This is a genomic window from Acinetobacter sp. GW821-FHT01C12, assembly GCF_059422625.1.
The window spans coordinates 22,103-47,669 of record NZ_JBWKXD010000015.1; the positions used below are offsets into that span (position 1 = coordinate 22,103).

A 25,567-nucleotide genomic window follows, 5' to 3' on the forward strand; every position below is an offset into this window, starting at 1 on the left:
ATTGAATAGAATAGAAAATTTGATAGAGAAATTTTAACCTCACTCAATCCCCGTTTAAAACAAGATCGTTTCGACTTTCACCCACAATTTAAAAACAGTGTCCTTTTCACTTGATCTAAAGCAAAGTCGAAAAGGACCTTGGTTTTTGATTTAGGCTAAAAATCTACACACCCGATGCAACAACACTTCAACCTTCTAATCTTCAAAATCAATCCGAATCGTTTCAAAGCGGACTCGTCCGTCTTGAATTGCTTGGGCAATCGCTTGTTGCCCTTTGGTCAAACGTGCCCCACCACTCTTAATATCAATCAACACCACTTCAATATCTTCAGCCAAACCTTCACCATCTCGAAAATCGGTATAGCCATCAAACACGACATAATCAATAGGATCACCTAAAAACTTGGCATCACTGGGTAAATAACGAAACTCAGGCATGATTGGTGCAAGTTGTTCCGCCATTTTGCCTTTCAGCACAGCACGACTGGTATTTACACTACGCTTTTGTGCGCTTGCTAAAGCCTGCTGATGCTCTAATTCCAACTCAGCAATATACTGTTCATACTCTGCTTTGATTTTGCCATTACGCGTACTTGATAACACGATTGTGGTTAAAACGATGCCAATACATGCACCAATTAACATCGCCATCCAGATGGACATGCTTTTTCCTTTAACTCGATATCTTGCACAATGTAAACAACTACTAAAGTTTTGTCATGTATAACCTATATGCTAAAAATTAATGCTAAAGTAAGGTGAAGGTTAGCTTACAGACTTAATTGATCAATCATGAAAACAATACTTGTTGCAAATTTGAAAGGCGGTTGTGGGAAAACGATTACGGCAATAACATTAGCGACGGCGCTTGCACAAAAAGGCTATAAAGTGGCCTTGGCTGATGCAGATGGACAAAAATCTGCACTGCAATGGTTAAAGCAACGTCCTGACACTGCAGCAACAATTCAAAGTCTGGATTGGCGTCATGAAAAATCAATTGGAGATGCACCTAAAAACTTAGATTATTTAGTGATTGATGCACCAGGTGCTTTAACTGGTGAACATGCTGAACAACTGATTAGTGAGTGCCATGCTGTAGTCACTCCGTTACAACCCTCTTTTTTTGATATCGACAGTACCCGACGTTTCCTTAAACACATCCAAGACATTAAAAAAATTCGTAAAGGTAAAGTTTCTGTATATCTGGTTGCCAATCGAATGAAAGCCAACAGCTCAAGCTCGAAAGATATTCAGCAATTCTTTGATAAAATCGAACAAAAACCTGTTGCATGGATATCTGAACGTACTGCCTATAGCCAATTGGCGATGCAAGGTCTAAATGTTTTTGATAAAACCCAAAAGAACTTTTTAACCATTCAAGAACAATGGCAACCCTTACTTGATGCTTTAATAGACGATCCAAGCGATTGGTTCTAAAACCAATTCAAGAAAGATCAGATAAAGTAGGGTTAAAATTTGCCACACTTTATTTTTCAGTTAATATTGAGTCAATCACTCACAATTTTTAGAGTAATTCGTGCAAGATTTCACTTCGAACTTACAACGTATCTTATTGTTTGGATTATTGTTTATCCTTATTTTTCTAGGTTACGATATTCTCAAATACTTCATTGTACCTGTGTTATGGGCATGTATTATTGCCTATATGACTTGGCCAATGTACAAACGCATATTAAGAATGTTTGGTTCGAATCGACCAACCCTCAGTGCATCACTCATGATTACGCTGGTGGTTTTGGTGGTTGGAATTCCACTGACTTTTGCCATTTTTATTTTACAACATGAAGGACGAAATCTTTATTTCGACCTACAACGCCAATTATCTTCAGGTCATTTGACTGTTCCAGACTTTATCCGTGAACTCCCCATCATTGGCAAAGAAGTCAGCCGTACTGTACGTGAAATTAATGCTGATCCTACCAGCCTTTCGCAAACCATTGGTCTATGGATTCAAGGCCATATGAACTATGGTAAATTCGTCTTGAATGAAATTACCAAAAATCTGGTTAAGCTAGGTTTTGCAATCATGTCTTTATTCTTCTTCTATCGAGATGGTCAAACCATTTTGGAGCAAGTCAGTAAAGCCTTACAAATGTTAATTGGCCCACGTATTCACCATTATCTTGACACCATTTCTGAAACGACTCGTGCTGTGGTTTATGGTGTTGGTTTAACTGCGGTTGCTCAAGCATTTCTTGCTGGTGTAAGTTATTTTGTTGCTGGTGTTCCAAATCCAATGGTACTCACCATTGTGACTTTCTTGATGGCACTGATTCCATTTGGCCCTCCAGTTGCTTATGGTGCAGTTTCATTATGGCTGTTTTCACAAGGTCAAACCATGGAAGCAATCGGTGTAATGGCTTGGGGTGTTTGTATTGTCAGTACTGCTGATAATGTGATTCGACCTTTGGTTATTTCAGGTGCAACCAAGATTCCGTTCTTGTTGATCATGTTTGGTGTACTTGGTGGATTAGCGAGCTTTGGACTGGTTGGACTGTTTATTGGCCCTGTCATTCTTGCAATTCTCTTGGCCATTTGGCGTGAGTGGTTACATGAAACCACTGAGCCAGAAATCCTAATGCCAGATGCCACGATGGCCTATGACATTGATGATGATCAACCAACAAAACCTTAGCCCAATTCAGGCAAGTGACAATTAAAATTTCAATATGAGTCAATCGTATATTCGCCAATAAGCTTTAATTGGCGAATATACCTTGTATAGCGATCTATATATCACAGATATTCTGCGTGATTATTTTGTTTATTTATTTTTAGTCAGCATAATCAATGCCAATCAAATATACTGTTAAATAAATTCATACAATCAGACATTTAATTCACATTGTTTATCAGGCCTTGCTTTGTTTGAATAGTGACTAATCATAATCAAATACTTTGGATGCGTTCGATGACATCTACTTTCTTTAAAACTTCTATACTTTGTACATGTATCGCACTTTTTACAGCGGCATGTAGTACAACAACGGTCAAACCTAAGTTTAAAACACCACTACAAACAGTGGATATGCATGCGGTCTCTGCACAAGGCATTGGTGCAAAAATTGGTACAGTGAGCTTGCAAGATTCTCCAAATGGTTTAACCATCAACACCCAACTTAGCCAATTACCTTCTGGTTATCATGGTTTCCATATTCATGAAAAAGGCTCATGTGCCCCTGCTGAAAAAGACGGTAAAATGGGCGCTGCTTTAGCTGCGGGTGGTCATTTCAATCCACAGAAAACTGGACATGGTACCCCCAATGATGGACATATGGGCGATTTACCTGTACTTAATGTAGATTCAAATGGAAATGCTAAAACAACCTTAATTGCACCACGTCTAAAACTGGCTGATATTCAAGGCTTAGCCATTATGATTCATGCCGGTGGCGATAATTATTCAGACCATCCAAAACCACTGGGTGGCGGTGGAGATCGTATTGCCTGTGGTGTGATTCAATAATTTAAATCATTAGGGGCTGTAGGCCTTTCATAAATGGTTTGTTGCCGTAGACATAGACGAATTTTCAACAGACCCAAATTGTGGATAAGTATGCGCTTATCCACATCGTGTTTATTTTAGATGCGAAAGCGCATAACGGCGGCAATGCTCCAAATAACCAGCCTCATGTACACTCATCAATTCAACAATACTACGCCATAGCCAAAATGGCGCATCAATGGTTTTAGATTGATTGCGTTTTAGCTCTTTTACCCAAGCATTGCGTACTGCATCATCCATTTGCCGAGCATGTGCCCGACCAACCACAAAAGCCAAATAGAAAGCTAAGTCTTTGGCCTCAACTTCATTGACCCCTTCTATTTCGAGTTTTAAATCTTGTGGCAATAACTCTCGAATAAAAACCGAAGTATCTAAAAACTTACTTGCTCGCATCCGCTCACCTAAAAATGGCGATAAATGTCTTGCGCCTTCAACAATTCTTGCCGCATTGTCTTTTGGCATTGGTGTATTTGAATAACGTGGTGCAAGTGCTGTTGTGGCTTCTTTCAGATCCATTAAACACAGGCCTTTTCCATCTCTAACAATATGATTCGATGAATCCATCAGTACGATATAGCGCAATAAGCCTAAAGAACTGCACCCTTTAATCCAATATGCTGAATCGATGACTTTCAATTGAGCGGATTGATCACGCTGACCAATCATTGTGACCAAGTCTTGAATATCAGGCTGATTAAAAACACGATGAATTTCGAGATGTTCTTTTTTCAATAAGGGCCAAAATTTCTTACCCAAGGTTATTTCTGGCGTTAGACCTTCTAAACGCTCTCTTGCTAAATTTTTCCAGGTTCGCTTCAGTGCTTTTTGCATCGCACTATGCACAAGTACTGGTCGCTGTAATTTATCAATCCCTCGACCATTGTGTGCTAAAGCATGCACATAACCAGCATACAACGCTTCAATCATCTGCGCGGTGACCACACCAGGCAAATCTGAACTACGTACAGCTGTGGCTAAGGATAACCCTAAACGGATAACATCATTGGCAGGATTACCAATCACAGTTTGATCTAGGTCGCGAATTTCAATATCAATTTTACCCTCAGCATTGGCAACAGGACCCAAATTCCCAGTATGACAATCTCCACAAATCCAAATCGCTGGCCCCTGTGGGATCGAACTTATTTCAGCTTGCTTCAACCAATCATAATATTTGGCCGTATTGCCACGTACATAGGCATGGATCGAACCCGCCATTTTTAAATTACGACGTTCTGTTAATTCAGCATTTCGATAACGAGGTTGTTTTATTTCAGTGTTTTGCTGGTTTGACATTTTTACTATTTTTAAGTATTTGATCGCTTATTCTGAGTTTTTTTAAGCATTTAAGTAAGGATTAAACTGTATACAAAATGTTGAATATTACCGTTTATTTTTTACATTTCTATATGCAATAAATCGTGTCGCCTTTTCAGAAACGAGTAAAATATTGAAACGCCCAAGCCACTGAATTGACACTGTGAATAGTTATCAGCAAATCTTTCAAAATATAAAATCAAATTCAACTTTGATTTATTGCCTACAGATTTTGATTGTTTTAACTGGAACAACGCTTGGACTGTATTTTCTAGGTTATGAACAGCTCATTGTTCCAATTACGCTTGGTGCAATTGCAACAGCACTCACAGATTTTGATGACCGACTGAGTATTCGTTTAAGAAATCTTGGCTTGGTTTGTGTGCTGTTTTTTACTGTCAGTAGTATTTTAGATTTTTTACATCCCTATAAACTTTTATTTTTAATTTACTTATCTCTGTCCAGCGCAGTTTTTATCTTAATGGGGGCATTGGGGCAACGCTATGCCACCATTTCATTTGGTACCGTGCTCTTGTCAATCTATACCATGTTTGGCTTAGGTGAATATACTGAGTGGTATCAACAGCCCAGTTATTTTGTCATGGGCACATTGTGGTATGGCTTGACCTCTATCATTTTCTATCTACTGAAACCGACACAGGCTGTACAAGACAACTTATCCAATAGCTTTAATCTTCTTTCTGAGCTGTTGATGTCAAAAGCAAAACTGTTTGATCCTGATAATGTCGACAATGTTGAGCAACTTTTATATGATCTTTCTTTGCAAAACAGTCAGTTGGTACAAAACTTAAACCAAACCAAAGCCTCATTACTGACCCGATTAAAAGCCTCTCGTGCCAATAAAAACACCATTTACTGGCTTAATTTATATTTTCTGGCCCAAGATATTCATGAACAAGTTACGTCTAATTATTTGCACTATGAAAAGATTCACCAGAACTTTAGCCGCACAGATTTAATTTATCGTATTCAGAAAAATGTACGTTTGCAGGCGCGCAATTGCCAGCAACTTGCCGAGGCAATTTTAAAGCGCCAAATATTTCAAACGCAGACAGACAACAATATTGCTTTAGCCCATTTAGAAAACTCAATGCAGGAATGGATTCAACACAATCCACATAATTTAGAAGTAAAAAATTTACTGTTGGTATTAAACAATCTGAAAAATGTGCAAGATCAATTTGTTAATCTGAGTATTGAACAACGTAATTATCAACAAAGTTATAGCCAACATCGAGATAATCTCAATTTATTGGATGATGATATCCATGATCTACCAGACCTTTGGCTCAAGATTAAACAACATTTAACCCCAAATTCTGCATTATTTCGCCATGCCGTGCGTATCGCGTTTGTGTTTGCTGTGGGCTATGCCATTTCGCTATTGCCCTTTGCCAAAAACGGCTATTGGATTTTACTTACCAGTTTATTTGTATGCCAGATTAGTTATTTTGCCACCAAAAGCCGTTTAAAACTGCGCACGCTAGGCACTGTATTAGGGGTACTTTTGGGTATTCCGATTTTATACTTTGTCCCCAGTATTGAAGGCCAATTGCTCCTCACTATTATTTTTGGGGTGTACTTTTTCTACTTACGCTCAAAAAAATATGCCATGGCGACTTTAATGGCAACGCTTATGGTCTTGTTGATCTTTAATTTAAAAGGCGCAGGCTATGCCATTATTTTACCGCGCATTATCGACACCCTCTTGGGATGTTTAATCGCATGGTTTGCGGTCAGTTTTATTTGGCCAGACTGGAACTTCCGTGATATTTCCAACAATATCCGAAAAAGCAGTAAAGCAACCTTAGACTATTTCGATGCGGTTGTTGAACAATATCAACAAGGCCGCACCAACAGTATTGATTATCGTAAAGCACGCCGAGCAGCACATAATGCACAGATTGAATTATCCACGATGATTTCCAGTTTAAGTGCTGAACCTAATCCAAATCCGGATTTAATTCACAATGCCTTTCGATACTTGGTCTATAGCCATAGCCAGCTCAGTTATGTTTCAGCTTTAGGTAGCCATCGTGAACATGTACATGATCAGCAGATTTTAGATTTGATGTTATGGTGCAAACATACTTTAACTGATGTTTTGCTTAACCAAATCGCTGTAAATGAAGCCTTAATTGAAACAAAGCTCACTGAAATTCAGCACATCAGTGATCAAGAAAATTTGTCAGATAATTTACTTTTGGTACTTAAACAAATCAGTTTATTATTGGAAACCTTACCTGAGTTGTTAAAACTAAAAACAACCTTACTTCGATTAGAAATTAAATAGCAAGAATGACTAGACATTTAGAGGCTTCACATGAAACTTAGACATTGCCTAACGTTTTTATTCTCTGCATTGACCATCAGTGCTGCGCCCAGTACTTTTGCAGATTCTCAATTTAATCAAGACTTACAGCAATTTTTAGAGTGTAAAAAGACACTGAAAAATTATTATGATTTAGGTTTTGAATTTGAGGATGATCTGAAAAAGAATGGCTGGATCAAACAAGGTGAAGAATATAGCTATGTCAGTAAAGTCCCGATTACGGTATTCGGTCAAACTACAGATCAAATCAGTTTGGTTTCTGGTGGAATGTTGGCTGTTTTAAAACATGCGAATACCAAAGACCTCGCTAAAAAGTTTCAAATCACGCAAAACCCTTTCTTTAAAGATATGCCGTATTTTTCAGGAGAGAAAGTTGTAAAAACAGATCTTGAGACCAAAGAAACCGAAAAATCTGTGCGTAAACTGACTTTGGCTGAATCGAATCCCGTTGTAGATCAAGGTGAACATAAAACCTATATCGGGTGTGTTTATATCACTGAGTTTGAACAGCAACAGCAGGATGCAGCAATCAAAGCATTACAATAATCGATCTTAAATATTGAGCTATATCTGGTCTGGAGACTAAAAGCTTATTCTCCAGAACGATCTTCAATCTATTTAAATGAATCGATTTTATTTACTATTTTTTTCAAATCGTTTAGATAATTCGGTTAGACTCAAGCTTCATTCTCATTTGACTAAGTGACCATGAATATCAAATCTTTACGTATTGTTGGTTTTCTTGAAGGCATTTCCTTTCTCCTTCTTCTCTTTATTGCGATGCCTTTGAAATATATTTGGGATACGCCTATTTATGTGAAATATATTGGCATGGGACATGGCGTGTTATTTCTTGCTTTTCTTGCAGTGTTATTGATTGTCTGTGGAAAACAGAAGTGGTCCATTCACATGTTTATTTTAGGTTTAATTGCTTCAATTTTACCTTTTGGGCCTTTTGTTTTTGATCATAAATTAAAAGCATTGCAACAGCCTTAACCTGTTTTATTTAAGAAGCAAAGCTCCCTCCCCTTTTACAAGGAGAGGGAAACTCAAGTGAGCTTAAAACTCACCATTTACTTTACGTTGCTGCATAATTGTTTTTAATAATCCACGTGGAATAGTGAACCACAAAGCAATTAACGCAAAACACGACAACGCATAAGCCCAGAGATGGAAATGCTCATACAGAATTCGAATCAGTTCAATCACAAAGAAGAACGTGAACATCATCAACACTGAAACAGCAGCAGCGACAGTGCCTTTAGAAACTTCAGATGACATTAACGCAAAACGATAAAGCACTGAAAAACTAATTCCTTCACCAAAGCTGACCAAGGTCATGCCTAAAATAACGCAATGAAGAAAATATTCGCGCCAAATGATCCCGACCACCACAATTGCGGTACCTAACAGCATCAAAGGTAAACCAATTAAAACTGTTTTACCCAGTGGCAAACGATCAATCACTTTAATCAACACAATATTACCTAGAATCAATCCACCCAATACAGGGAATTGCGCCAGACCATATTGCATACTGCTGAGCCCCAGTTCTTCAACCAACATCACTGGAGACAATGCGATCCATAGCATCAAAGGCATCGCCACCATCGGCAAGCCGAAGGTCATGCCCATAAACGTCTTATTTTTCAAGACTTGCATATAATCATCCCAAATATAACTCAACGGTTTTTTGGGAATACTGCTTGTACGTGCTGGCATCTTGGCTTTTAGACCAAACCAACTCAGAAAAGCTAAAAAGGCAATCGCAATAAATCCCCAGTGCCATGACACATGATCAATCAGGAATGCGCCGACAACAGGGCCAATCAAAGGGGCAAGCAAAGAAATATTTGCCATCAGTGCCATGACTTTAATCGCATCACGCTCTTCAAAGGTTTCTTGAATCGCGGCATAACCCACTGCTGCGATCACAGATAAACCAAAACCTTGCAAGAATCTTAAAACAAGAAAACTTTCAATATTGTGGGTGAGTAAAATTAATAAACAGGTGATGACAAAGAATGCAACACCTGACAATAAAACTTTCTTACGTCCTAATCGGTCAGACAAAGGTCCGAGTATCCCTGCGACGCATGCCCCGCCGAGAAGATAAAATGACATAGATGATGGTGCCCATGCACTACTCACACCAAATTCTTTGGTGATTGCGAGCATCGCGGGCTGAACCAAATCATTACCGATATAAACTGAAAATTCAAATAACACCAACGCCAACGGAAACATAAGCGTAGCGCGACTCAAACTTGCAGTTTGTTCTTTTTGCACTAAATTTTGCATTATTTTCTACATATCTTTATTGGCTTGCATCGCTCACACTACTTTTTAAAGATAAGCGTTCGCCCAATGACAAGCACTGAAATATAAATATTAAATTGTGGAATTTACGTTGAATAAAGGCAGTTCAACACCGTATTCACAAGGTGTCTAATTCAATAGGTAAAGTAATTGCTGAAACTATATTTGTGAGATTTATAACTTAACCCAATCTATGAGAAAGCTCACAGAGGTACACACAGGGTTAAGTTTTACTAGTCTAACACAGACAAATTTTCAGTGAAAGTTGAACATTTATTATTCTTAAGCTACTCTAAATGCTGTATAAGCGGATATAAATAATTTAAATGAAAAATAAAAATCCAATATCGCTGATCATTATTGGCGTGATTTTATTGTTGGTGGGTGGAGGACTTTATTTTATCAGTTCTGCACCTAAAATTAGCGCTGAAGATCAGGCACGATGTGAACAATTGGTTCAAAATAAATATGCTGAAAACTCAAGCACTATCATAGGAAGCTGTAAAACAGATACAGGCTTTGTGGCATTGATGGATAGTCAAGCCAATGCAACCGCCTCGGCTGAAGATACGGCGAAAGCGATTAGCTCAGCCAACCATAAAGAATTGGGCTTGGGTATATTTGGCAAGTTCCTAATGGGATTATGTGTGGGTATCGGGATTGCATTGCTAATCAAAGGCTTGATTACACTCAAAAACAAACCTCAATCGATAAATTAATTATCAAAGCAAATTGTAATTCTCACAGTTTGCTTTATTCATCATCGCGCACTGTTGATTTGATAAATGTGCCACGTTTAATATCGTCATATGCTTCAAGAATTTCTGCGTAGTTGTTCATGACGAATGGCCCATGCCCATTGATTGGCTCTTGAAGTGGTTTGCCTGTAAGCAGCAACAATTTACACTGTTGCAATGCCGTTATTTCAAAGTCTTGTTCCAAACTCGACATCACAGCAAGCCCTTGCTCTTCAAATATCTCATCTTCAGCTTGAAACTGAGCCTTACCCGTTCGTAAATAGATCAGTGTGGTTTCTCCTACGCCTGCAGGCAATCTGATCTTATGGCCTGCTTGGATTTCAATATCCAAAACTTGAAGTGGCGAATGCGTTTTTGCTGGTCCGTATTGCCCTTGGTAGTTCCCAGCAATCACCCGTACCGTTCCAGCACTATTCGGGAGTTCAATCACTGGAATATTGGCTTTTCGCAAACTTTGGTAACGTGGTGGATTCATTTTATCTTTGGCAGGCAAATTCACCCACAGTTGTACCATTTCAAAATAGCCACCCGTTTTTGAAAATGCCTCACTAAAGACCTCTTTGTGTTCCACACCTGAAGCTGCGGTCATCCATTGCACATCACCCGCTGAAACAATACCACCACCACCCGATGAGTCACGATGTTCTAATTCACCAGCAAAAATCAGGGTAACCGTTTCAAAACCACGATGAGGATGCTCACTCACCCCTTTGCGTAGATTGGTCGGTTTTAAAACACCAGGTCCTAAATGATCCAATAACAGAAAGGGAGAGACGGTATTGCCTAATTCATAGTGTGAAAATACAGAAAGTACAGGATAAAAATCCCCTATCGCAAAGCGGGTGTCATTACGATGAATAAAGGCAAGGGTTTTCATAGTGTCACTATTCTCTGATTGAGTAAAAGCCTTAGCCATAAAAATGTTGTTTTAAATTAAAGCTATATTCGGTGAGATATTGCTTTAATTTTTCAATATCATTGGTCGGTTCAATCGCTCTTAGATTTAAGGCCTCAATTTTATTTTCTAACAGTTGTAAGATTTGCGCTTGTTCCGCGACAGGTAATTGCGCTTTTTCTTTCTGCTGCTTTTTGATTTCTAAATAATCTTCTGCCCAATGCCGTAAGGGATCATGAGCATCGATTTGATCAAACAATTGCGTAATCAGGAGTTCAGGCATAATTTGCTGTGTTGCTAGTTCTGCTGACATCAGACCACGAATAGAATAAAACACTTTTTTATAGGTAAAGTTATCTGCGGTTTGCATGACATGCATACCGCCTTTCGCCAATGACAAGTAATGATAATACAGAGCTTTATAGTCTATTCGTTCAAGTAAGCCATCTCTAAATTTTTCCCATTCAGGAAATTGATTAAAATAGACTATATGTGCACGTACCCACTCTAAAACAGTCGGATTACTTTTTGCCAAAAGCCCAAACATTTTATTTAAGTCGAATGAAACGAAGTCAAAGTCGCCATCCATGATCTCGATTAAATCACGGTGTTGGCGATAATCGTAATATTGTGCCTTGGAGGGTAGATGGAAACCACGTACATCGTAATCGCTGTCTGGACTTGCCATGCCCCATAAACGACTACCGCTTTCGATATAAAACAGTGGATGTTCATCTCGGTTTTGGAATAAGTGTTGAATTTCTTGTTGGATGTTCATTGTGTTCACATTTTGGGTAAATCTATAAGTTTTATATCATCAATTTCAGTGCTTTTTAAATTTTCTTTGAATCCAAGGTTTTCTTCCCTTTGTTTTTAATTCAAAACCTTTATCAATATTCGCTTTAATTCATCATGATACTTACCAGCATAATTTGCTTTATAGCCAACCTGTCAAAAGCTCAGACATAAGAATAGAATTTCTATTAATTAATACTTTTAATTAAATCAATTACATGTAAAAAATAAATTGTTTGATTATAAAAAGCTTGCAATGCCGCACCTTACATTCAAAGTTTAAATACCTTTGCGTAGGCGATGCCTCACTTTTCAGAGATAAAAAGATGAATTGATAACCAACAGTTTCTAAGAGTTCATACAAAAAAATAAGCTTTATTTATGATTAATGACTTGATGGAAATCACTTGTATGAATAATGAGGTGGTTTGACTATATATTTTATATATTCAACTTCTTATATCAGTCAAAAATGCGAAAGATCAAAACCATTACCCACAATTAAAATATTCATTTATTGTGATTTCCCAAATAAAAAACGTACCAAGTCTGATACGTTTTTATCCAGCATTTCTATCTATTTTTTAAGCATAAATCAAAAAATTATCAAGGACATTTTGCCTTTTGGAAGGTCTTGGTGTTCTTACCACGGTAACACTGATATTCCTTTTGCATATCTATACGTTTCCACTGACCATCAATATTTTTAAAGCTATACACACTACGAATTGAGCGCACTGAATCATCCATCAAACCTGTTTCAGTCAACTTCACTTCTGCGACAGTGGGTGATTCCACACTATTAAAATACTGACGCAACTCAACAGTCGCGAGATCCTTGCGTAAATCAGGACGTTCATTTAAAACCTGACTTAATGGTGTCTCTGAACCACCCACTTTATTCATTAAATTTTGTGTTGTTGCACAGCCAGACAAAGTCACTAAACAAAATACTGAAATTAAACTCAAACGATTCATTCTGATCACCCTAAAACTAAAAGCATAGCCTAATGATGCTATGCTTTTTAAACGTACACTATTTAAAAACTGTGTCTTTATGACTCATCTACAATATGGCTAACATCGAGCGCTATGATTTGTTGATCATTTTCATCAAACATCAAGGCTTGATCACCTAGGTCCAGCATATAAAAATGCCCTACATCGGTTAGGAAATGCCAAGCAACGATCTCTTGCCCATTATACTCATGTGATGGATCACCAATGGTAATACGATCTAGCTCCTGGCCTGCTTGCAGGCATAAAGCTTGAATAATTTTAAAATAACGTGGGCTGTTTTCAGCTGCTTGCTGTTTACGTTGTTCTAAATTTGGAATTTTGGCTGCAACCTGCTCTACAATCACCAAAATCTGATCTTCATCGACAACCTGTAACTTTGGATGTTGCTTTAACCATCGACTATTTATTTCAATCAAATCTTCACTATCATTCAATGCATAAAACTGGTCATCAAAAGCATTGAGAATATCTCGTTGCTCATTTTCACCAAAGTATTCACCCTCTAAGAACTGTTCTAATTGCTCATCCGAAAACTGATCAATTAAATCCGCACTTTGCTCAAAGAGAGCAGAATGCGCATTCGCATTCATAGCTTTTAATCCTTCACGAACATGTTTCACCATGAACGCATCCCAACCCGTGTTATAAACGAATTGTGAAAAACCACCATTATTCACTTGAGCAAGATAGTAATCGACAAAATAACTGTATAAAGCCTCTGCGGATACATCATCATATTCGACATAATGTTCAAATAAGCCATTTAAGCTATCAATATTGGACATAATCACATCATAGTGATCATCACTGTCTAAACTTTGTTTAGAAATTAAAATGTTATCAATGAGCATAGTTTTCAGTTTCTTATCAATATTTAAGCGCAACCAACATAACAAATTTTCAGCAATAAATGGCGACCAGCATGTAACTTTATTTTATCTTTTGTTCGGCAATAAAAAAGCGCTTCTTTCGAAGCGCTTGTACAAATGAGCTATTTAAATCATTACAGATCAAATAACTTACCTGGGTTCATGATGCCATTTGGATCGAACACTTTCTTCAAGGCTTTCATATATTCAATTTCTTCAGCAGTCCGTGTGTAATCCAGATAAGGCTTTTTGGTCATGCCTACGCCATGCTCTGCAGAAATTGAACCGTCATATTTCTTCACAGTTTCAAACACATACTTATTTACCACCTGACATTTAGCAAAGAATTCATCTTTAGATAAATTCACAGGTTTTAAAATATTTAAGTGTAAGTTTCCATCACCAATATGGCCGAACCAGCAGATTTCGAAATCAGGATAATTTTCAGCAACAATTGTATCAATTTCCTTAATAAAAGCAGGAACATGTGTAATCAATACTGAAATATCATTTTTATACGGAGTAAATGGGGCAATCGTTTCAGAAATGTCTTCACGTAAACGCCATAAGCTTTGAACTTGTTCAAGATTTTGGCTCATTACCCCATCAAGCACCCAGCCTTGTTCCATGCAATGCTCGAAGATTTCCATTGCAGCATCCATAATTGGTTCATACGGCGCTTCAAATTCAAGTAAAACGTAGAATGGGCATTCTGTTTCAAATGGACGTTGTACATGACCACGATCCAAAACTTTTTGCATCGCCAGTTCACCAAAGAACTCAAAGGCAGTTAAATCAATTTTGCTTTGGAATGCATGTAATACAGGCATGATTGCATCAAAATCAGGAACGCCCAATACCATCACTTGTAGATCATGCGGTTGGCGTTCAAGTTTAATTTCAGCTTCAGTCACTAAGCCTAAAGTCCCTTCACCACCAATGAATAAATGTTGCATTGCATAACCTGTAGCATTTTTAATCATGCCTTTGTTTAAACGCAATACATCACCTTTACCCGTCACCACGGTCAGACCAAGTACCCAATTACGAGTCATCCCGTATTTGATCACTTTAATTCCGCCTGCATTGGTTCCAATGTTGCCACCCAATTGTGATGAACCCGCAGAAGCAAAATCAACCGGATAATACATCCCTTGTTCTTCTGCATAGTTCTGCAACTGTTCAGTCACTACACCCGCTTGAATACGTACCATACGGTCAGCTGGATAAAATTCTAAAATTTGGTTCATTTTGTCGAAGCTCACGACAATTTCACCATTGGCAGCAACAGCACCTGCTGATAAACCTGTACGACCACCCGATGGGGTAATCGCAACATTAAACTGATTGGCCAATTGAACAATTGCTTGCACTTGCTCTGTGCTCGATGGGAAAACGATAACCGATGGCTGAGGTTCAAAATGCTTAGTATGGTCTTTGCCCCAATTTTCTAAGCTGTCAGCATCGGTTTTAATTCGGTTTTCACCGACGATTTGCGTCAATTGGGTCAATAATTCAGGTGCTATCGTTACTGGAGCATTCATCGTTTTGCGGACCTAGCAAGAAGTAAATAAGAGGTTGTGCTATACAACATTCGAGATTTTAAATCAGTCTGTGAAAATTTTTCAGCATTTTTATAGCTGAAATCGGCAGCTTTACTGATTTTAGCAGTATTTTACCTAGATGACTGCTGAGGATAAAGCACAGATTTGATTCACATTATCCACACTTTGTGTATAAAGTGTGCTTCAAGCATTATAAAAATCAATGCATTAGCATTTCATTTAATTTTTGAATAATGCTTATCAGAAATCGTAGATAAAATATCCACTGTACTGTCACAATCGAAATATCTATAGAACAAGGTCTATGGTATCATATTGCGACTAAATTTGGCCTTTGTAGCGGAGCCGTAATGAGCCAACATCTTTCACTACCTAAAGATAAAATTCGTTTCTTGTTGTTAGAGGGCGTTCATCAAAACGCAATCGACACGTTAAATGCTGCCGGATATACCAATATCGATTACCGTAAAACTGCGCTTGAGGGTGAAGCGTTGAAAGAAGCGGTTAAAGATGCACACTTCATTGGTATTCGTTCCCGTACACAATTAACTGAAGAAGTCTTTGCAGCTGCGAATAAATTGATCGCAGTGGGTTGTTTCTGTATCGGAACAAACCAAGTGAATTTAAATGCAGCCATGATTCGTGGTATTCCTGTATTTAACGCACCATACTCAAATACTCGTTCAGTTGCTGAATTGGTTCTTGCAGAATCAATTCTTTTACTTCGTGGTGTGCCTGCTAAATCTGCTTCAACTCACCGCGGTGGTTGGAACAAGTCTGCGGTAGGTTCATTTGAAACGCGTGGTAAAACTTTAGGTATCGTGGGCTATGGCTCTATTGGCTCTCAACTTTCAGTTTTAGCTGAAAGCATGGGTATGCACGTCATTTATTATGATGCTGTGACTAAGCTTCCTATGGGTAATGCACGTCAAGTGGGTTCTTTAGACGAACTACTTGCAAATGCAGATGTTGTTACACTGCATGTACCCGATGTTCCTTCAACACGTAATTTCTTTGCAAAAGCTCAATTTGCGAAAATGAAAGAAGGTTCAATCTTCATCAATGCTGCACGTGGTACATGTGTTGTTATTGAAGATTTGGCAGATGCGATTAAATCTGGTCATATTGCTGGTGCAGCTGTTGACGTATTCCCGAAAGAACCTAAAGCCAATGGTGAAGAATTTGTTTCTCCACTTCGTGGCCTAGACAATGTGATTTTAACACCTCACGTTGGTGGTTCAACCATGGAAGCGCAAGCCAATATCGGTTTAGAAGTTGCTGAAAAATTTGTTGCTTATTCAGATAAAGGTATGACTTTATCTGCAGTAAACTTCCCTGAAATCGCACTTCCATTGACTGAAGGTAAACACCGTTTACTACACATTCATAAAAACGTGCCAGGCGTGTTATCTAAAATTAACAACCTGTTCGCTGAGCATGGCATCAACATTTCTGGTCAGTCTTTAATGACTAAAGGTGATGTCGGTTACTTGGTGATGGATGTAGACGCAACTGCATCTCAAGAAGCGCTTGATACCCTTCATGAAGTTGAAGGCACAATCCGCGTTCGCGTATTGTTCTAAGACGATTTAAATTAAAAAACCACAGGTATTTGCCTGTGGTTTTTTTATGGGATTTATAAATCTGTCACTTCTTTCCGATAACATATTTTTAAGTTAAATTATTTGTTTAATAAACTATTTGGCATCTTCTCTCACCCTACACTACAAAGACAGTGTACTATCTAAGGCACAATAAGCTTTGCAAATTACATGAGCATTTCATCTAAATTGTTTTATATAAGAAGCCTGTTGCGGAGATTTTCCTCCAAGCCCCTTACTCTAAATTTCAGAAACAATGCCAAATTTAAAAAATGCACCACACCTGCAAGCTTTAGTTCTATTGTTCATTGCCATGATCAGTATGCAAAGCAGTGGCGCATTAGCAAAAACATTATTTGATCAATTTCCAGTCCTTACCATATCCGCTATGCGTTTATTGCTCGGCTCATTGATTTTGGCCGTGATTTTTAAAATTTGGCAGGTCAATTTTAAACAGGTGAAATGGTCATCCATCATCAGTTATGGTATTGCCCTTGCAGGAATGAATGCTTTATTTTACTTATCGATTCATCGTATTCCGCTCGGCATTGCCGTAGCGTTTGAATTTATTGGACCGCTCAGTGTGGCCCTGTTTCATGCACGACAAAAATTCGATTTTATTTGGGTTGGGCTTGCAGTACTTGGACTGGTTTTACTGTTTCCATTTGATCAGGCAAAGCAAAGCCTCGATCCTATTGGTATTGCATTTGCCTTAGCTGCTGGCGCTTGCTGGGCGCTGTATATTATTGCAGGTCAACGACCTTCAGAGGTTTCTGGAAACCATACTGTATGCTTGGGGATGTTTGTAGGCATGTTGTGCTTAATGCCAATTGCCTTATTTTCTGGGATGCCTTTACAGGTTTTTGAACCTTCAAATTTAATTTATTTTATTGCGTTGGCGATCTTGGCAAGTGCCTTGCCGTTTTCATTGGAAATGATTGCATTAAGAAATTTATCTGCTTTAAGCTTTGGCACGTTAATGAGCCTAGAACCTGCAATTGCAGCATTTTCAGGATTTATTTTCTTAAATGAACAATTGTTATGGACTCAATGGTTGGCATTAGCCACGATCATTAGTGCGTCAATTGGTTGCACCGTAACCACACAAAAAGCACGGCATAAAGGATAAAACCACCTCGAAAGGTGGTTTCAATTCACTCATCTAAAACCTACCAATCAGGTGCCCCCATAATTAGTTTTATCATGCTATTCGGATCTGGTTCTAGTTCAAAACCAATTCGTTCAACCAAGTCACCACTACTGCCTTCTATATTTGCATAAATACTTAAATAAGTAATAGGACCTTTTCCTGCTGAATCAAAACCTGAATATTGATTTGGTAATTGAATTTGCATCGGTTTTCCATAGATTGCATTATAGGTTAAGATCTCATTGCTACCATTTATGTTATATACCGTGATTTCTATATTGCATGACTTTCCAATTAATTCTGGAACAACTTCCCAATTCCCATTGGGCTCAGTGGTCCCATTTAAAGGATCCTCAATCATACTGGTACAGACAATCGGGAAACTCAAGCCTTGATTGCTGACATAAACAACTTCACGATCTGCCAAGATAATATTAACATTGCCTGTTAAACCTGAAGTTTGCTGACCTTTATAACGTACCCACTGGTTACTCTCAAAAATTAAAGCTGTTTGTGCAGACCAATCCAACTGCCCGTCAGGGTCTTTTATACCTGTGAGGAACCGACCGCCATCTTGCGATATTGAAAAATCCAACTGGTCGTTTATTTTGCCAAAACATGCTACGGACGTCCCATTGGGTAGTGTACATTTTACAAAATGATCTGTGGCTGATTTTCCAAGATCAATAATCACATTACCTGAGGTTGTCGAAGTTTTTTCACCCAGCATCGTGCCTGTTAAATCTTTTGCAGTCCAATGAATTGAACCACTCGAAGGCATATTCACCACCGTCAATCCTTCTTTAGGAATACTGTTGGATTTGGTTAAAGATGAACCATCATTTAAGCTGATTTTTGCAGTCACATTGCATGGAATCCCCTCACCATTGGATTGACACTGCACAAAGACTGAACCTGCATTTACAAATTTAAAATCCCAATTCCATGTTGAAAAATGCTTCACTGTTGCATGTACAGCAAGGCCTGTAGGTGATTGATTTGACGTCATCACCTGCCCAATACCCTCTTCAATCCACAAACCACTCGCTTCATCAAAATACCACATTGGAATTTGTGTACCTGCTTTCATCTGTTGATTATTGATACTCTTTATCGGCAGGTTCATTTGAAGATCTGCTGTTTTACCAGCTGCAAGTTGTAATTCCTGACCACCTGCATCTTTAAATGTGGCTGTAATCATTCCCGCACTGATCAAATCCACAATATTGCCTTGCACATCGCGTGCTACACCATTGGCAGGCATTGCATTTAAATCACGATTGGTGATATCCCATGGGGTAAATTCAACAGTCACAGCGCCAGTAGCAAGACTGCCGTCTGCTTTTACAAAAGCATTGGCAGGGATACTAATGCTTGCACCTAAATTTAAGGATTGAATCACTTGAGCGGCAGAGATATCAGGCACAGGCACAACTTGTTTAATGGCCAATAAATTTGCTGAGATTGCTTTTAAATTGGCAACATCATAAACAATCGACTGCGTGATAAAGCCTTGTTTTTCAAATTTAGCCACCACTTTTTGTGTGTTTTGAGGAAGTATCAGATTCAAAGTCGCATGACCATTTTGATCTGTTTTAACACTTTGCCCCTGTATTGTAATATTTGTATTTGGAATCGAAGCACCATCAACCGTTTGAGCTGAGACTAAAACCTCGCGGTTTATCGTTGTTGCTCCCTGTTTTACTTCTATTTTCTGTGTAGTTGAATCAGTCCGACCTGCTAGGTCTGTTATCGTCAGGCTCACGGTATATTGACCAACTTTCGTATAAGTATGTTCAACTGTAGCACCTGTTCCGCTTGAACCATCTCCAAAGTTCCAAGCATAACTAGCAATTGCACTGGCTTCTTTTTTTTGATCAACCGTACTTTTCGTTCCATCAAATTTGACAACTTCACCGATACTTGGCGCTGTTGGACTATATTCAAATTTGGCTGTAAGCCCCTGTTCAAATTGAGTTGAAGAGTTACAAGCCAACAAAAGTAAGCTTAGCCATGCAAAAAGAAACCATTTTATATAATTTTTCGATCTCATCATTGTCGTCACCTTATTGTTATTTAATTCGCGATATCCATCACGATAACCTATATTACTGTGAATTAATTATTAATAATAGCTGTTTTATTTTAAAAATATTTTAATATCTTTCTCAATCAAACACCGTTGATACTTGCTGTATCAAAGCAAGTGATGACAAAAAATTTGATTGAATATTGATAAATGAAAGCATGATTTTGATTGGAAATTTATATTTTAACTTATAATTCAATATCTTATATTTATGCGTTTTATAATTGATGCTTTTATATCTATGTATTATTTAATTAAAGAGTTATTTTTCCACAACACAGATCAAATTTAAGTAATAGCCATATAAAATTCACTACAATAAATAGCCTGAACGCTTAAAATTTTTTAAACAATAGAAAAATCAAGTTATGACTTCAGCACAAACACTTGTTTTTCTATCGGGCGGTTTTGATCTATTTCAACAAGGCTTAGTTCACTTCCAAAACAAGCGCCCGTATCTAGAAAATAGCAATTATGCTTCTTGGTGACAAAATCAACCACGGTATGACCTAGAAAAACCTGTTCTACACCAACAACCGTTGAATAACGCATAAAACGTTTATTTTTAATTCGCCCTCTACCCCATAACGCCAATTCGCGACTTTTAGAACGTGTGGCAACTTTAAACGCATCCCAATCATTTAGATCTATATCGGCATGCACAAAGCCATACTTCTTATTTTGATAAATGACTTCTAATAGTATGGGTAAAGTGTTTAATTGATCGATGACTTGTTGCTGCTGATCCGAACTTAATGCATAAAACCATTCTCCACCATGATGCGCATGCATATCTTTCATCATCGGATCGATCTGCGACAATAAGCACATTTCTTCATGATTGCCTAAAACAGCTTTAAACCAAGGCTCTGCAAGCAGATGCAAACATTTCAAACTGTCAGGACCACGATCAACAAGATCCCCTACAGCTATCAATAGATCCTTTTCAAAGTTAAATTGAACCCGTTCAAGCTGTTGCATCAACAAATCATAACAACCATGTATATCGCCTACCACAAACAAGCGACCTGCCTCATGAGTATAGGTCGCTACATGCGCGAGCTTGTGTTGCGATAATTCAGACATAGACTGATCTTTGATTAAAACTCAATTGAAGCTGCTTCAATATGCTGGTTTTCTTTGGCTAAATCCAAATATTTGCCAGCAGTTTTTTTATTTTTACGCACCCCGATTCCATCTTTATAAATTTTAAATAATTCAAAATAAGAGTCGATATCGCCATGATCGGCAGCTTGTTTAAACAAATCTGCACTTTGGGTCAGATCAGCCTCTACACACTTACCTTCCTGATACATTTGTGCCAATAAGAAAAAAGCACGTGGAACTTTCAACTCTTTGGCTTTGTTTAACCAGAATAATGCCCCATCCGCATTGTTTTGACGTTGCTCAAAAATCGACATACACAGCATGGCCTGAACATGGCCTTTCTCTGCGGCTGAATTTAATAATGGGAGGTGATGTTCATGTTCTAAAGGCAGTAACATCGACAATTCAAACTGTGCATCTGGATGGTTTTGCATTGCGGCGCGTTCTAACCAAGAAATGCCTTGATCAAGATTTTTCTCAGTTCCCATACCATAGCGTAAACACTGTGCTAAAGAATATTGAGCTGGAACATTGCCTGAAACAGCAGCATGCGATAATAAATCAAAAGCAAGTGCTGCATATTCTTTCTGCTTTTGCTCAGTTTTGGCATTTTCCGAATTTTTTAACAGTGTTACTGCAGCTAAATAAGCAGATTCGATATGTCCATTTTTTGCAGCTTTAAGTAAAAACTCTTGCACAACTGCTGCATCCGCTTTAGCACTTTGTTGTTCAATAAGTGCGCGAACATAGCAGCCAAATGGATCATTATGTTCTTGCGCGATATCGGCATATTTTAAAGCAGCATCAAGATTGTTCTGTTTTAAATAACTAAACGCCAATAAAGCACAGGAAAAATGGTCTTTTTCAGCAATTTTTAACAATTCATTTTGTACTTTGATCGAATCAAATCCTGAAAACTCTACAAAAAACTTCAGGCTGTTTTGATGCTGGTTTTTTAAATAATTATTTAAAAGTAATAAGTACGCAGACTGTGGATCTTGTGACAATTGTTGTTGTGCATAAACAAAAATTGCTTCTGGATGATTCAGTTGAACTGCCTGTTGCAAATGCATTAGGGCTTGTGCTTTTGTCAATTGATCTGTTGCATTGTTCAATCCAAGATAAGCAAGTTCTAAATGAGCCAATGCATGATTAAGCTTTGCTGCATGTTGAAAAAAAAGAAGAGCTGACTGCACACTTTGATTTACATAACGGCCTAAAACATGCCACTGTCCTAACAAAGTACTTGCAGGTGCAAAATTCTGATTAGAGGCATTGACCAACAAATCAACACGCGCTTGAGCGTCTTGCTCATTTTGAGCAAGACCTTGTTGTTCTAATTTAAGTACATCGATATACCAAGTTTCTGCTTGTGAAAGTTCTGTCGCATTTAAGCCTAAATTTTCAGTTTTATTGGTGTTTCCTGACATCTTTTATTCCTAACACATGTGCCATTGCAAGTATAATCATTCCCATCTTACAGAGGACTCAGCTGAATCTCAAAGGGAAATGTTGAATCAATATTCATCTATTCGCGAAATACTCAAATAAATCCGAGAAAGTGCTAAAATCTGTGCAATATTTTTCTTCACCTTAGATATGCCAAATTCTCAACTCACTGCTGTGCTCTTCATGGTTTTATCTATGGTGGCTTATCAGATCAGTGCCTCATTTGCGAAACAGTTATTTGAGGTTTTAGATCCGATTACCGTCGTGACCTTAAGATTATGTTTTGCGTCTATTTTAATTATTTTAATGTTCCGTTCATGGAAAATTATCAAGCGTTTACCTTATCTAAGATGGAATGAGCTACTTTACTATAGTGGTTCAGTCTGTTTGATGAACGTGCTGTTCTATGCCTCTTTAGGCAAACTGCCTCAAGGTATTGCTGTTGGACTAGAGTTTTTAGGGCCTCTGACTTTGGCACTGCTCTCGATTAAACAAAAAACTGACTATATTTGGGTGTTTCTTGCCATCATTGGTATTGCTTTGATGGTGCCTTGGCAAGATGCGACCGCACATAATTTTTCCTATCTTGGTGCTGCTTTTGCTTTGGGTGCAGGTGTTTGTTGGGCAAGTTATATTTATTTTGGGCAAAAAGTTGTACGACAAAATATTGGTATGCATGCGCTGAGTATTGCAATCGTCTTGTCGGCCTTGGTTATGCTGCCAATCAGTGCTGTACATAACCCAGATGCCTTGCTACAAACACAGTACTGGGGCAAAGCTTTGCTGATTGCACTTTTAGCAACAGCGATTCCGTATGCCTTAGATCTGCTTGCTTTAAAACAATTAAGCAAAATGAGCTATGGTACTTTATCGAGTCTATCCCCTGCACTTGCCGCAATTTCAGGTATGGTTTTACTGAATGAACATATTACTGCTTGGCAAACCGTTGCTTTAATCTGCATTATGATTGCCTCGGTAGGGGTAACGTTTAGAGCGGCGAAAAGCTCAAATGCTCACTAAAACATTCTCAATACTGACCCACTGCCAGTCATACAGAATCCCGACCATATTTACGCGATCTTAAGGAAGTGAAGAAGATCAGCGTAAATATATGATGGATGGGAGGCGTCTCATTAACTTAAAAAAAAATTGTAAATATCGTTCAGCAATCTGCTCATCATTCTCTGGGTACTTTATAGCTTCAATTTTTTTAGTTGCCTTTGTAGACAAGTCAACGAAATACAAGCCAACAGACTTAGCCAACCAAGCGGATAAGGTCTTTTGCTTTATACTTTTTATATTCGGATAGGTACTTCTTTGCTAGGATTAATTTTTGATTTTCATCTAAAATCTTTAGCGCTTTTTGAAAAAAAGAATGCTCTTCTTGTTGAATATGATGCGCGATAATTTCAGCTAATCGTTTCGCCAAAACCAACCAGCGAGAGTGGCTAAAATCTGTTTGTTCTAGTGATTGTAATATTTCATCCATCTCATGATGTTCAGCCAGTGCCAAACGGGTAATATTTAAACCAGAATCCGTCATCATTAACGGAATATAAAAATAGCGATCTTCCGCAATCGCATGAGCAAATAATTCATTTTTTAATAAATTAAAAATTTTCCTTCGTTCAGGACTATCGCCTGAGGTATGCGTTAATTGTTCTGACAAATCCTTCTGAATGATATGGCTTTCTCTCAAAGCCTCAAATATATTCATCTAAATCCCTCTTTTTATGATATTTACCTTCCATTGCTTCGGTTTGTGATTTTTCGATCAAGAAACCAACAATCTTAGAAGACAAATCAAAAAAAAGCCTTACAAAGTTTAAGCTTTTTTGTATCAAAAAAAATTGACGAGGGAATCTAGCAAATTACGCAACAAACATTTGATAGGCCAAGCGACAAATCAAAATGCTGACCAAAATCAAAAATAGAATACGAATAAAACCACTGCCATATTTCAGTGCCATTTTCACACCAACCAATGAACCACACACATTGGCAACAGCCATCAGTAGGCCCAATTGAAATAACACATGTCCAGTGGGAATAAAGAAACTCAGTGCGGCAAAGTTGGTCATGAAATTGCCAATTTTGGAAAGCGCCGATGCATGCAAGAAGTCAACTTTCAGATAACGAATAAAATAGAAGATGAAAAAACTACCCGTACCTGGCCCAAATATCCCATCATAAAAGCCGATTAATAAACCACCAACACCCGCAATCAATAACATTTTACGCGTGATTTCTTGTTGAAAATGGACTTGTCCAAATTGCTTCTTAAAAAATGTATAGATTGCGATCACAATCAACATAAACAATACAAATGGCCGCAAAATTTCCTGGGGGATCAGTGAGACACAAGCAGCACCACCAAATGAGCTAATAAATGCAGTGATTCCAATCACTGCCAACAGCTTCCACTGAATTTTGACTTGTTTTAAGTATGAAAAAGCAGCCGAAGCCGTTCCACAAATCGAAGCCAGTTTATTGGTTCCAAAAACTGTGGCGGTAGGATAATGCGGTAAAGCACCCATTAATGCAGGAATTTGAATCAGTCCCCCACCTCCAACAGCGGCATCAATTGCCCCTGCACAAAAGGCAAAGAATACTAAACTGAGGATGATATCAAATTCCATAACATTCACTTATCTTTTAAAGGCGTCTATTAACGCTGGGAGACTTAACCGTGCTCTGGCTTAATCCTGCTTTAGCTTAATCAGGCTTAGATTTAAACTGAGTTATTTTCTAACA

The 25,567-nt window shown here is 38.1% G+C and carries 23 protein-coding genes; 10 read left to right on the plus strand and 13 right to left on the minus strand.

Going from position 1 to position 25,567, the window contains the following annotated elements:
* Positions 1–195: 195 nt before the first annotated feature.
* Positions 196–663 (minus strand): Holliday junction resolvase-like protein, encoded by a 468-nt coding sequence (locus AC07WY_RS20365; protein ID WP_004718219.1) that lies wholly within the window; start codon positions 661–663, stop codon positions 196–198.
* Between the two features lie 129 nt (positions 664–792).
* On the opposite strand from AC07WY_RS20365, the gene AC07WY_RS20370 reads away from it, so the two are divergent.
* The 3 genes from AC07WY_RS20370 (at position 793) to sodC (ending at position 3,487) form a co-directional block, all read left to right on the plus strand.
* Complete coding sequence (locus AC07WY_RS20370) at positions 793–1,437, plus strand: division plane positioning ATPase MipZ (protein WP_004718222.1); 645 nt, start codon at positions 793–795, stop codon at positions 1,435–1,437.
* Positions 1,438–1,537: 100 nt separating this feature from the next.
* Positions 1,538–2,656 (plus strand): AI-2E family transporter, encoded by a 1,119-nt coding sequence (locus AC07WY_RS20375; RefSeq protein ID WP_004818697.1) that lies wholly within the window; start codon positions 1,538–1,540, stop codon positions 2,654–2,656.
* A 276-nt stretch (positions 2,657–2,932) separates the two neighbouring features.
* Entirely contained in the window at positions 2,933–3,487 is a 555-nt protein-coding gene (sodC, locus tag AC07WY_RS20380; RefSeq protein WP_494737004.1) for a superoxide dismutase [Cu-Zn] SodC, read from the plus strand.
* Positions 3,488–3,598: 111 nt separating this feature from the next.
* Here sodC and AC07WY_RS20385 read toward each other — a convergent pair whose 3' ends face one another.
* Positions 3,599–4,822: a DUF2252 family protein gene (locus AC07WY_RS20385; RefSeq protein ID WP_494737005.1), complete on the minus strand. Its 1,224-nt coding sequence runs from the start codon at positions 4,820–4,822 to the stop codon at positions 3,599–3,601.
* Positions 4,823–5,006: 184 nt separating this feature from the next.
* Between AC07WY_RS20385 and yccS the strand changes: the two genes are divergently transcribed.
* The 3 genes from yccS (at position 5,007) to AC07WY_RS20400 (ending at position 8,192) form a co-directional block, all read left to right on the plus strand.
* Positions 5,007–7,157, plus strand: a complete 2,151-nt coding sequence (gene yccS / locus AC07WY_RS20390) for a YccS family putative transporter (protein WP_494737006.1) — start codon at positions 5,007–5,009, stop codon at positions 7,155–7,157.
* Positions 7,158–7,187: 30 nt separating this feature from the next.
* The gene (locus tag AC07WY_RS20395) at positions 7,188–7,742 is read left to right on the plus strand and encodes a hypothetical protein (RefSeq protein WP_262084899.1); all 555 of its coding nucleotides are present in this window, start codon (positions 7,188–7,190) and stop codon (positions 7,740–7,742) included.
* Positions 7,743–7,904: 162 nt separating this feature from the next.
* Positions 7,905–8,192 (plus strand): DUF3817 domain-containing protein, encoded by a 288-nt coding sequence (locus AC07WY_RS20400; protein WP_494737007.1) that lies wholly within the window; start codon positions 7,905–7,907, stop codon positions 8,190–8,192.
* A gap of 63 nt (positions 8,193–8,255) precedes the next feature.
* On the opposite strand, the gene craA is transcribed toward AC07WY_RS20400, so the two are convergent.
* On the minus strand, positions 8,256–9,497 hold the full coding sequence (craA, locus tag AC07WY_RS20405; RefSeq protein ID WP_494737008.1) for a chloramphenicol efflux MFS transporter CraA: 1,242 nt from the start codon (positions 9,495–9,497) through the stop codon (positions 8,256–8,258).
* Positions 9,498–9,841: 344 nt separating this feature from the next.
* On the opposite strand from craA, the gene AC07WY_RS20410 reads away from it, so the two are divergent.
* Positions 9,842–10,234 (plus strand): hypothetical protein, encoded by a 393-nt coding sequence (locus AC07WY_RS20410; RefSeq protein WP_419305299.1) that lies wholly within the window; start codon positions 9,842–9,844, stop codon positions 10,232–10,234.
* Positions 10,235–10,268: 34 nt separating this feature from the next.
* Here the strand turns inward: AC07WY_RS20410 and AC07WY_RS20415 are convergent, their stop codons facing one another.
* From AC07WY_RS20415 to AC07WY_RS20435, 5 genes are all read right to left on the minus strand, one after another.
* Positions 10,269–11,150, minus strand: a complete 882-nt coding sequence (locus AC07WY_RS20415; protein WP_494737009.1) for a pirin family protein — start codon at positions 11,148–11,150, stop codon at positions 10,269–10,271.
* Between the two features lie 31 nt (positions 11,151–11,181).
* Positions 11,182–11,946, minus strand: a complete 765-nt coding sequence (locus AC07WY_RS20420) for a nucleotidyltransferase domain-containing protein (protein WP_096732810.1) — start codon at positions 11,944–11,946, stop codon at positions 11,182–11,184.
* Between the two features lie 623 nt (positions 11,947–12,569).
* On the minus strand, positions 12,570–12,941 hold the full coding sequence (locus AC07WY_RS20425) for a hypothetical protein (protein WP_004818679.1): 372 nt from the start codon (positions 12,939–12,941) through the stop codon (positions 12,570–12,572).
* 77 nt (positions 12,942–13,018) lie between these two features.
* A complete protein-coding gene (locus AC07WY_RS20430; protein WP_494737010.1) occupies positions 13,019–13,834 on the minus strand; it encodes a DMP19 family protein in 816 nt (271 codons plus the stop codon).
* A 152-nt stretch (positions 13,835–13,986) separates the two neighbouring features.
* Complete coding sequence (locus tag AC07WY_RS20435) at positions 13,987–15,396, minus strand: FAD-binding oxidoreductase (RefSeq protein WP_034618040.1); 1,410 nt, start codon at positions 15,394–15,396, stop codon at positions 13,987–13,989.
* Positions 15,397–15,767: 371 nt separating this feature from the next.
* Between AC07WY_RS20435 and serA the strand changes: the two genes are divergently transcribed.
* The gene (serA, locus tag AC07WY_RS20440) at positions 15,768–17,000 is read left to right on the plus strand and encodes a phosphoglycerate dehydrogenase (protein WP_004718250.1); all 1,233 of its coding nucleotides are present in this window, start codon (positions 15,768–15,770) and stop codon (positions 16,998–17,000) included.
* Positions 17,001–17,274: 274 nt separating this feature from the next.
* Positions 17,275–18,147: an EamA family transporter gene (locus tag AC07WY_RS20445; RefSeq protein ID WP_262084893.1), complete on the plus strand. Its 873-nt coding sequence runs from the start codon at positions 17,275–17,277 to the stop codon at positions 18,145–18,147.
* Between the two features lie 40 nt (positions 18,148–18,187).
* Here AC07WY_RS20445 and AC07WY_RS20450 read toward each other — a convergent pair whose 3' ends face one another.
* From AC07WY_RS20450 to AC07WY_RS20460, 3 genes are all read right to left on the minus strand, one after another.
* Positions 18,188–20,224: a PKD domain-containing protein gene (locus AC07WY_RS20450; RefSeq protein WP_262084892.1), complete on the minus strand. Its 2,037-nt coding sequence runs from the start codon at positions 20,222–20,224 to the stop codon at positions 18,188–18,190.
* A 399-nt stretch (positions 20,225–20,623) separates the two neighbouring features.
* Positions 20,624–21,343 carry a metallophosphoesterase gene (locus AC07WY_RS20455; RefSeq protein ID WP_262084891.1) on the minus strand — a complete coding sequence of 240 codons (720 nt, stop codon included), beginning with the start codon at positions 21,341–21,343 and terminating at the stop codon, positions 20,624–20,626.
* 14 nt (positions 21,344–21,357) lie between these two features.
* A complete protein-coding gene (locus AC07WY_RS20460; RefSeq protein WP_262084890.1) occupies positions 21,358–22,794 on the minus strand; it encodes a tetratricopeptide repeat protein in 1,437 nt (478 codons plus the stop codon).
* A 169-nt stretch (positions 22,795–22,963) separates the two neighbouring features.
* Between AC07WY_RS20460 and AC07WY_RS20465 the strand changes: the two genes are divergently transcribed.
* Positions 22,964–23,833: an EamA family transporter gene (locus tag AC07WY_RS20465; protein WP_056516700.1), complete on the plus strand. Its 870-nt coding sequence runs from the start codon at positions 22,964–22,966 to the stop codon at positions 23,831–23,833.
* Between the two features lie 235 nt (positions 23,834–24,068).
* Here AC07WY_RS20465 and AC07WY_RS20470 read toward each other — a convergent pair whose 3' ends face one another.
* Both AC07WY_RS20470 and AC07WY_RS20475 read right to left on the minus strand, forming a co-directional pair.
* Entirely contained in the window at positions 24,069–24,530 is a 462-nt protein-coding gene (locus AC07WY_RS20470) for a hemerythrin domain-containing protein (protein WP_004818663.1), read from the minus strand.
* Positions 24,531–24,684: 154 nt separating this feature from the next.
* A complete protein-coding gene (locus AC07WY_RS20475; RefSeq protein WP_004718268.1) occupies positions 24,685–25,452 on the minus strand; it encodes a sulfite exporter TauE/SafE family protein in 768 nt (255 codons plus the stop codon).
* Positions 25,453–25,567: the final 115 nt, after the last annotated feature.

Coding starts and splice junctions, on each gene's coding strand:
- AC07WY_RS20365 (WP_004718219.1), bottom strand. CDS start 663: ATGTCCATCTGGATGGCGATGTTAATTGGTGCATGTATTGGCATCGTT.
- AC07WY_RS20370 (WP_004718222.1), top strand. CDS start 793: ATGAAAACAATACTTGTTGCAAATTTGAAAGGCGGTTGTGGGAAAACG.
- sodC (WP_494737004.1), top strand. CDS start 2,933: ATGACATCTACTTTCTTTAAAACTTCTATACTTTGTACATGTATCGCA.
- AC07WY_RS20385 (WP_494737005.1), bottom strand. CDS start 4,822: ATGTCAAACCAGCAAAACACTGAAATAAAACAACCTCGTTATCGAAAT.
- AC07WY_RS20395 (WP_262084899.1), top strand. CDS start 7,188: ATGAAACTTAGACATTGCCTAACGTTTTTATTCTCTGCATTGACCATC.
- AC07WY_RS20400 (WP_494737007.1), top strand. CDS start 7,905: ATGAATATCAAATCTTTACGTATTGTTGGTTTTCTTGAAGGCATTTCC.
- craA (WP_494737008.1), bottom strand. CDS start 9,497: ATGCAAAATTTAGTGCAAAAAGAACAAACTGCAAGTTTGAGTCGCGCT.
- AC07WY_RS20410 (WP_419305299.1), top strand. CDS start 9,842: ATGAAAAATAAAAATCCAATATCGCTGATCATTATTGGCGTGATTTTA.
- AC07WY_RS20415 (WP_494737009.1), bottom strand. CDS start 11,150: ATGAAAACCCTTGCCTTTATTCATCGTAATGACACCCGCTTTGCGATA.
- AC07WY_RS20420 (WP_096732810.1), bottom strand. CDS start 11,946: ATGAACATCCAACAAGAAATTCAACACTTATTCCAAAACCGAGATGAA.
- AC07WY_RS20425 (WP_004818679.1), bottom strand. CDS start 12,941: ATGAATCGTTTGAGTTTAATTTCAGTATTTTGTTTAGTGACTTTGTCT.
- AC07WY_RS20430 (WP_494737010.1), bottom strand. CDS start 13,834: ATGCTCATTGATAACATTTTAATTTCTAAACAAAGTTTAGACAGTGAT.
- AC07WY_RS20435 (WP_034618040.1), bottom strand. CDS start 15,396: ATGAATGCTCCAGTAACGATAGCACCTGAATTATTGACCCAATTGACG.
- serA (WP_004718250.1), top strand. CDS start 15,768: ATGAGCCAACATCTTTCACTACCTAAAGATAAAATTCGTTTCTTGTTG.
- AC07WY_RS20445 (WP_262084893.1), top strand. CDS start 17,275: ATGCCAAATTTAAAAAATGCACCACACCTGCAAGCTTTAGTTCTATTG.
- AC07WY_RS20450 (WP_262084892.1), bottom strand. CDS start 20,224: ATGATGAGATCGAAAAATTATATAAAATGGTTTCTTTTTGCATGGCTA.
- AC07WY_RS20455 (WP_262084891.1), bottom strand. CDS start 21,343: ATGTCTGAATTATCGCAACACAAGCTCGCGCATGTAGCGACCTATACT.
- AC07WY_RS20460 (WP_262084890.1), bottom strand. CDS start 22,794: ATGTCAGGAAACACCAATAAAACTGAAAATTTAGGCTTAAATGCGACA.
- AC07WY_RS20465 (WP_056516700.1), top strand. CDS start 22,964: ATGCCAAATTCTCAACTCACTGCTGTGCTCTTCATGGTTTTATCTATG.
- AC07WY_RS20470 (WP_004818663.1), bottom strand. CDS start 24,530: ATGAATATATTTGAGGCTTTGAGAGAAAGCCATATCATTCAGAAGGAT.
- AC07WY_RS20475 (WP_004718268.1), bottom strand. CDS start 25,452: ATGGAATTTGATATCATCCTCAGTTTAGTATTCTTTGCCTTTTGTGCA.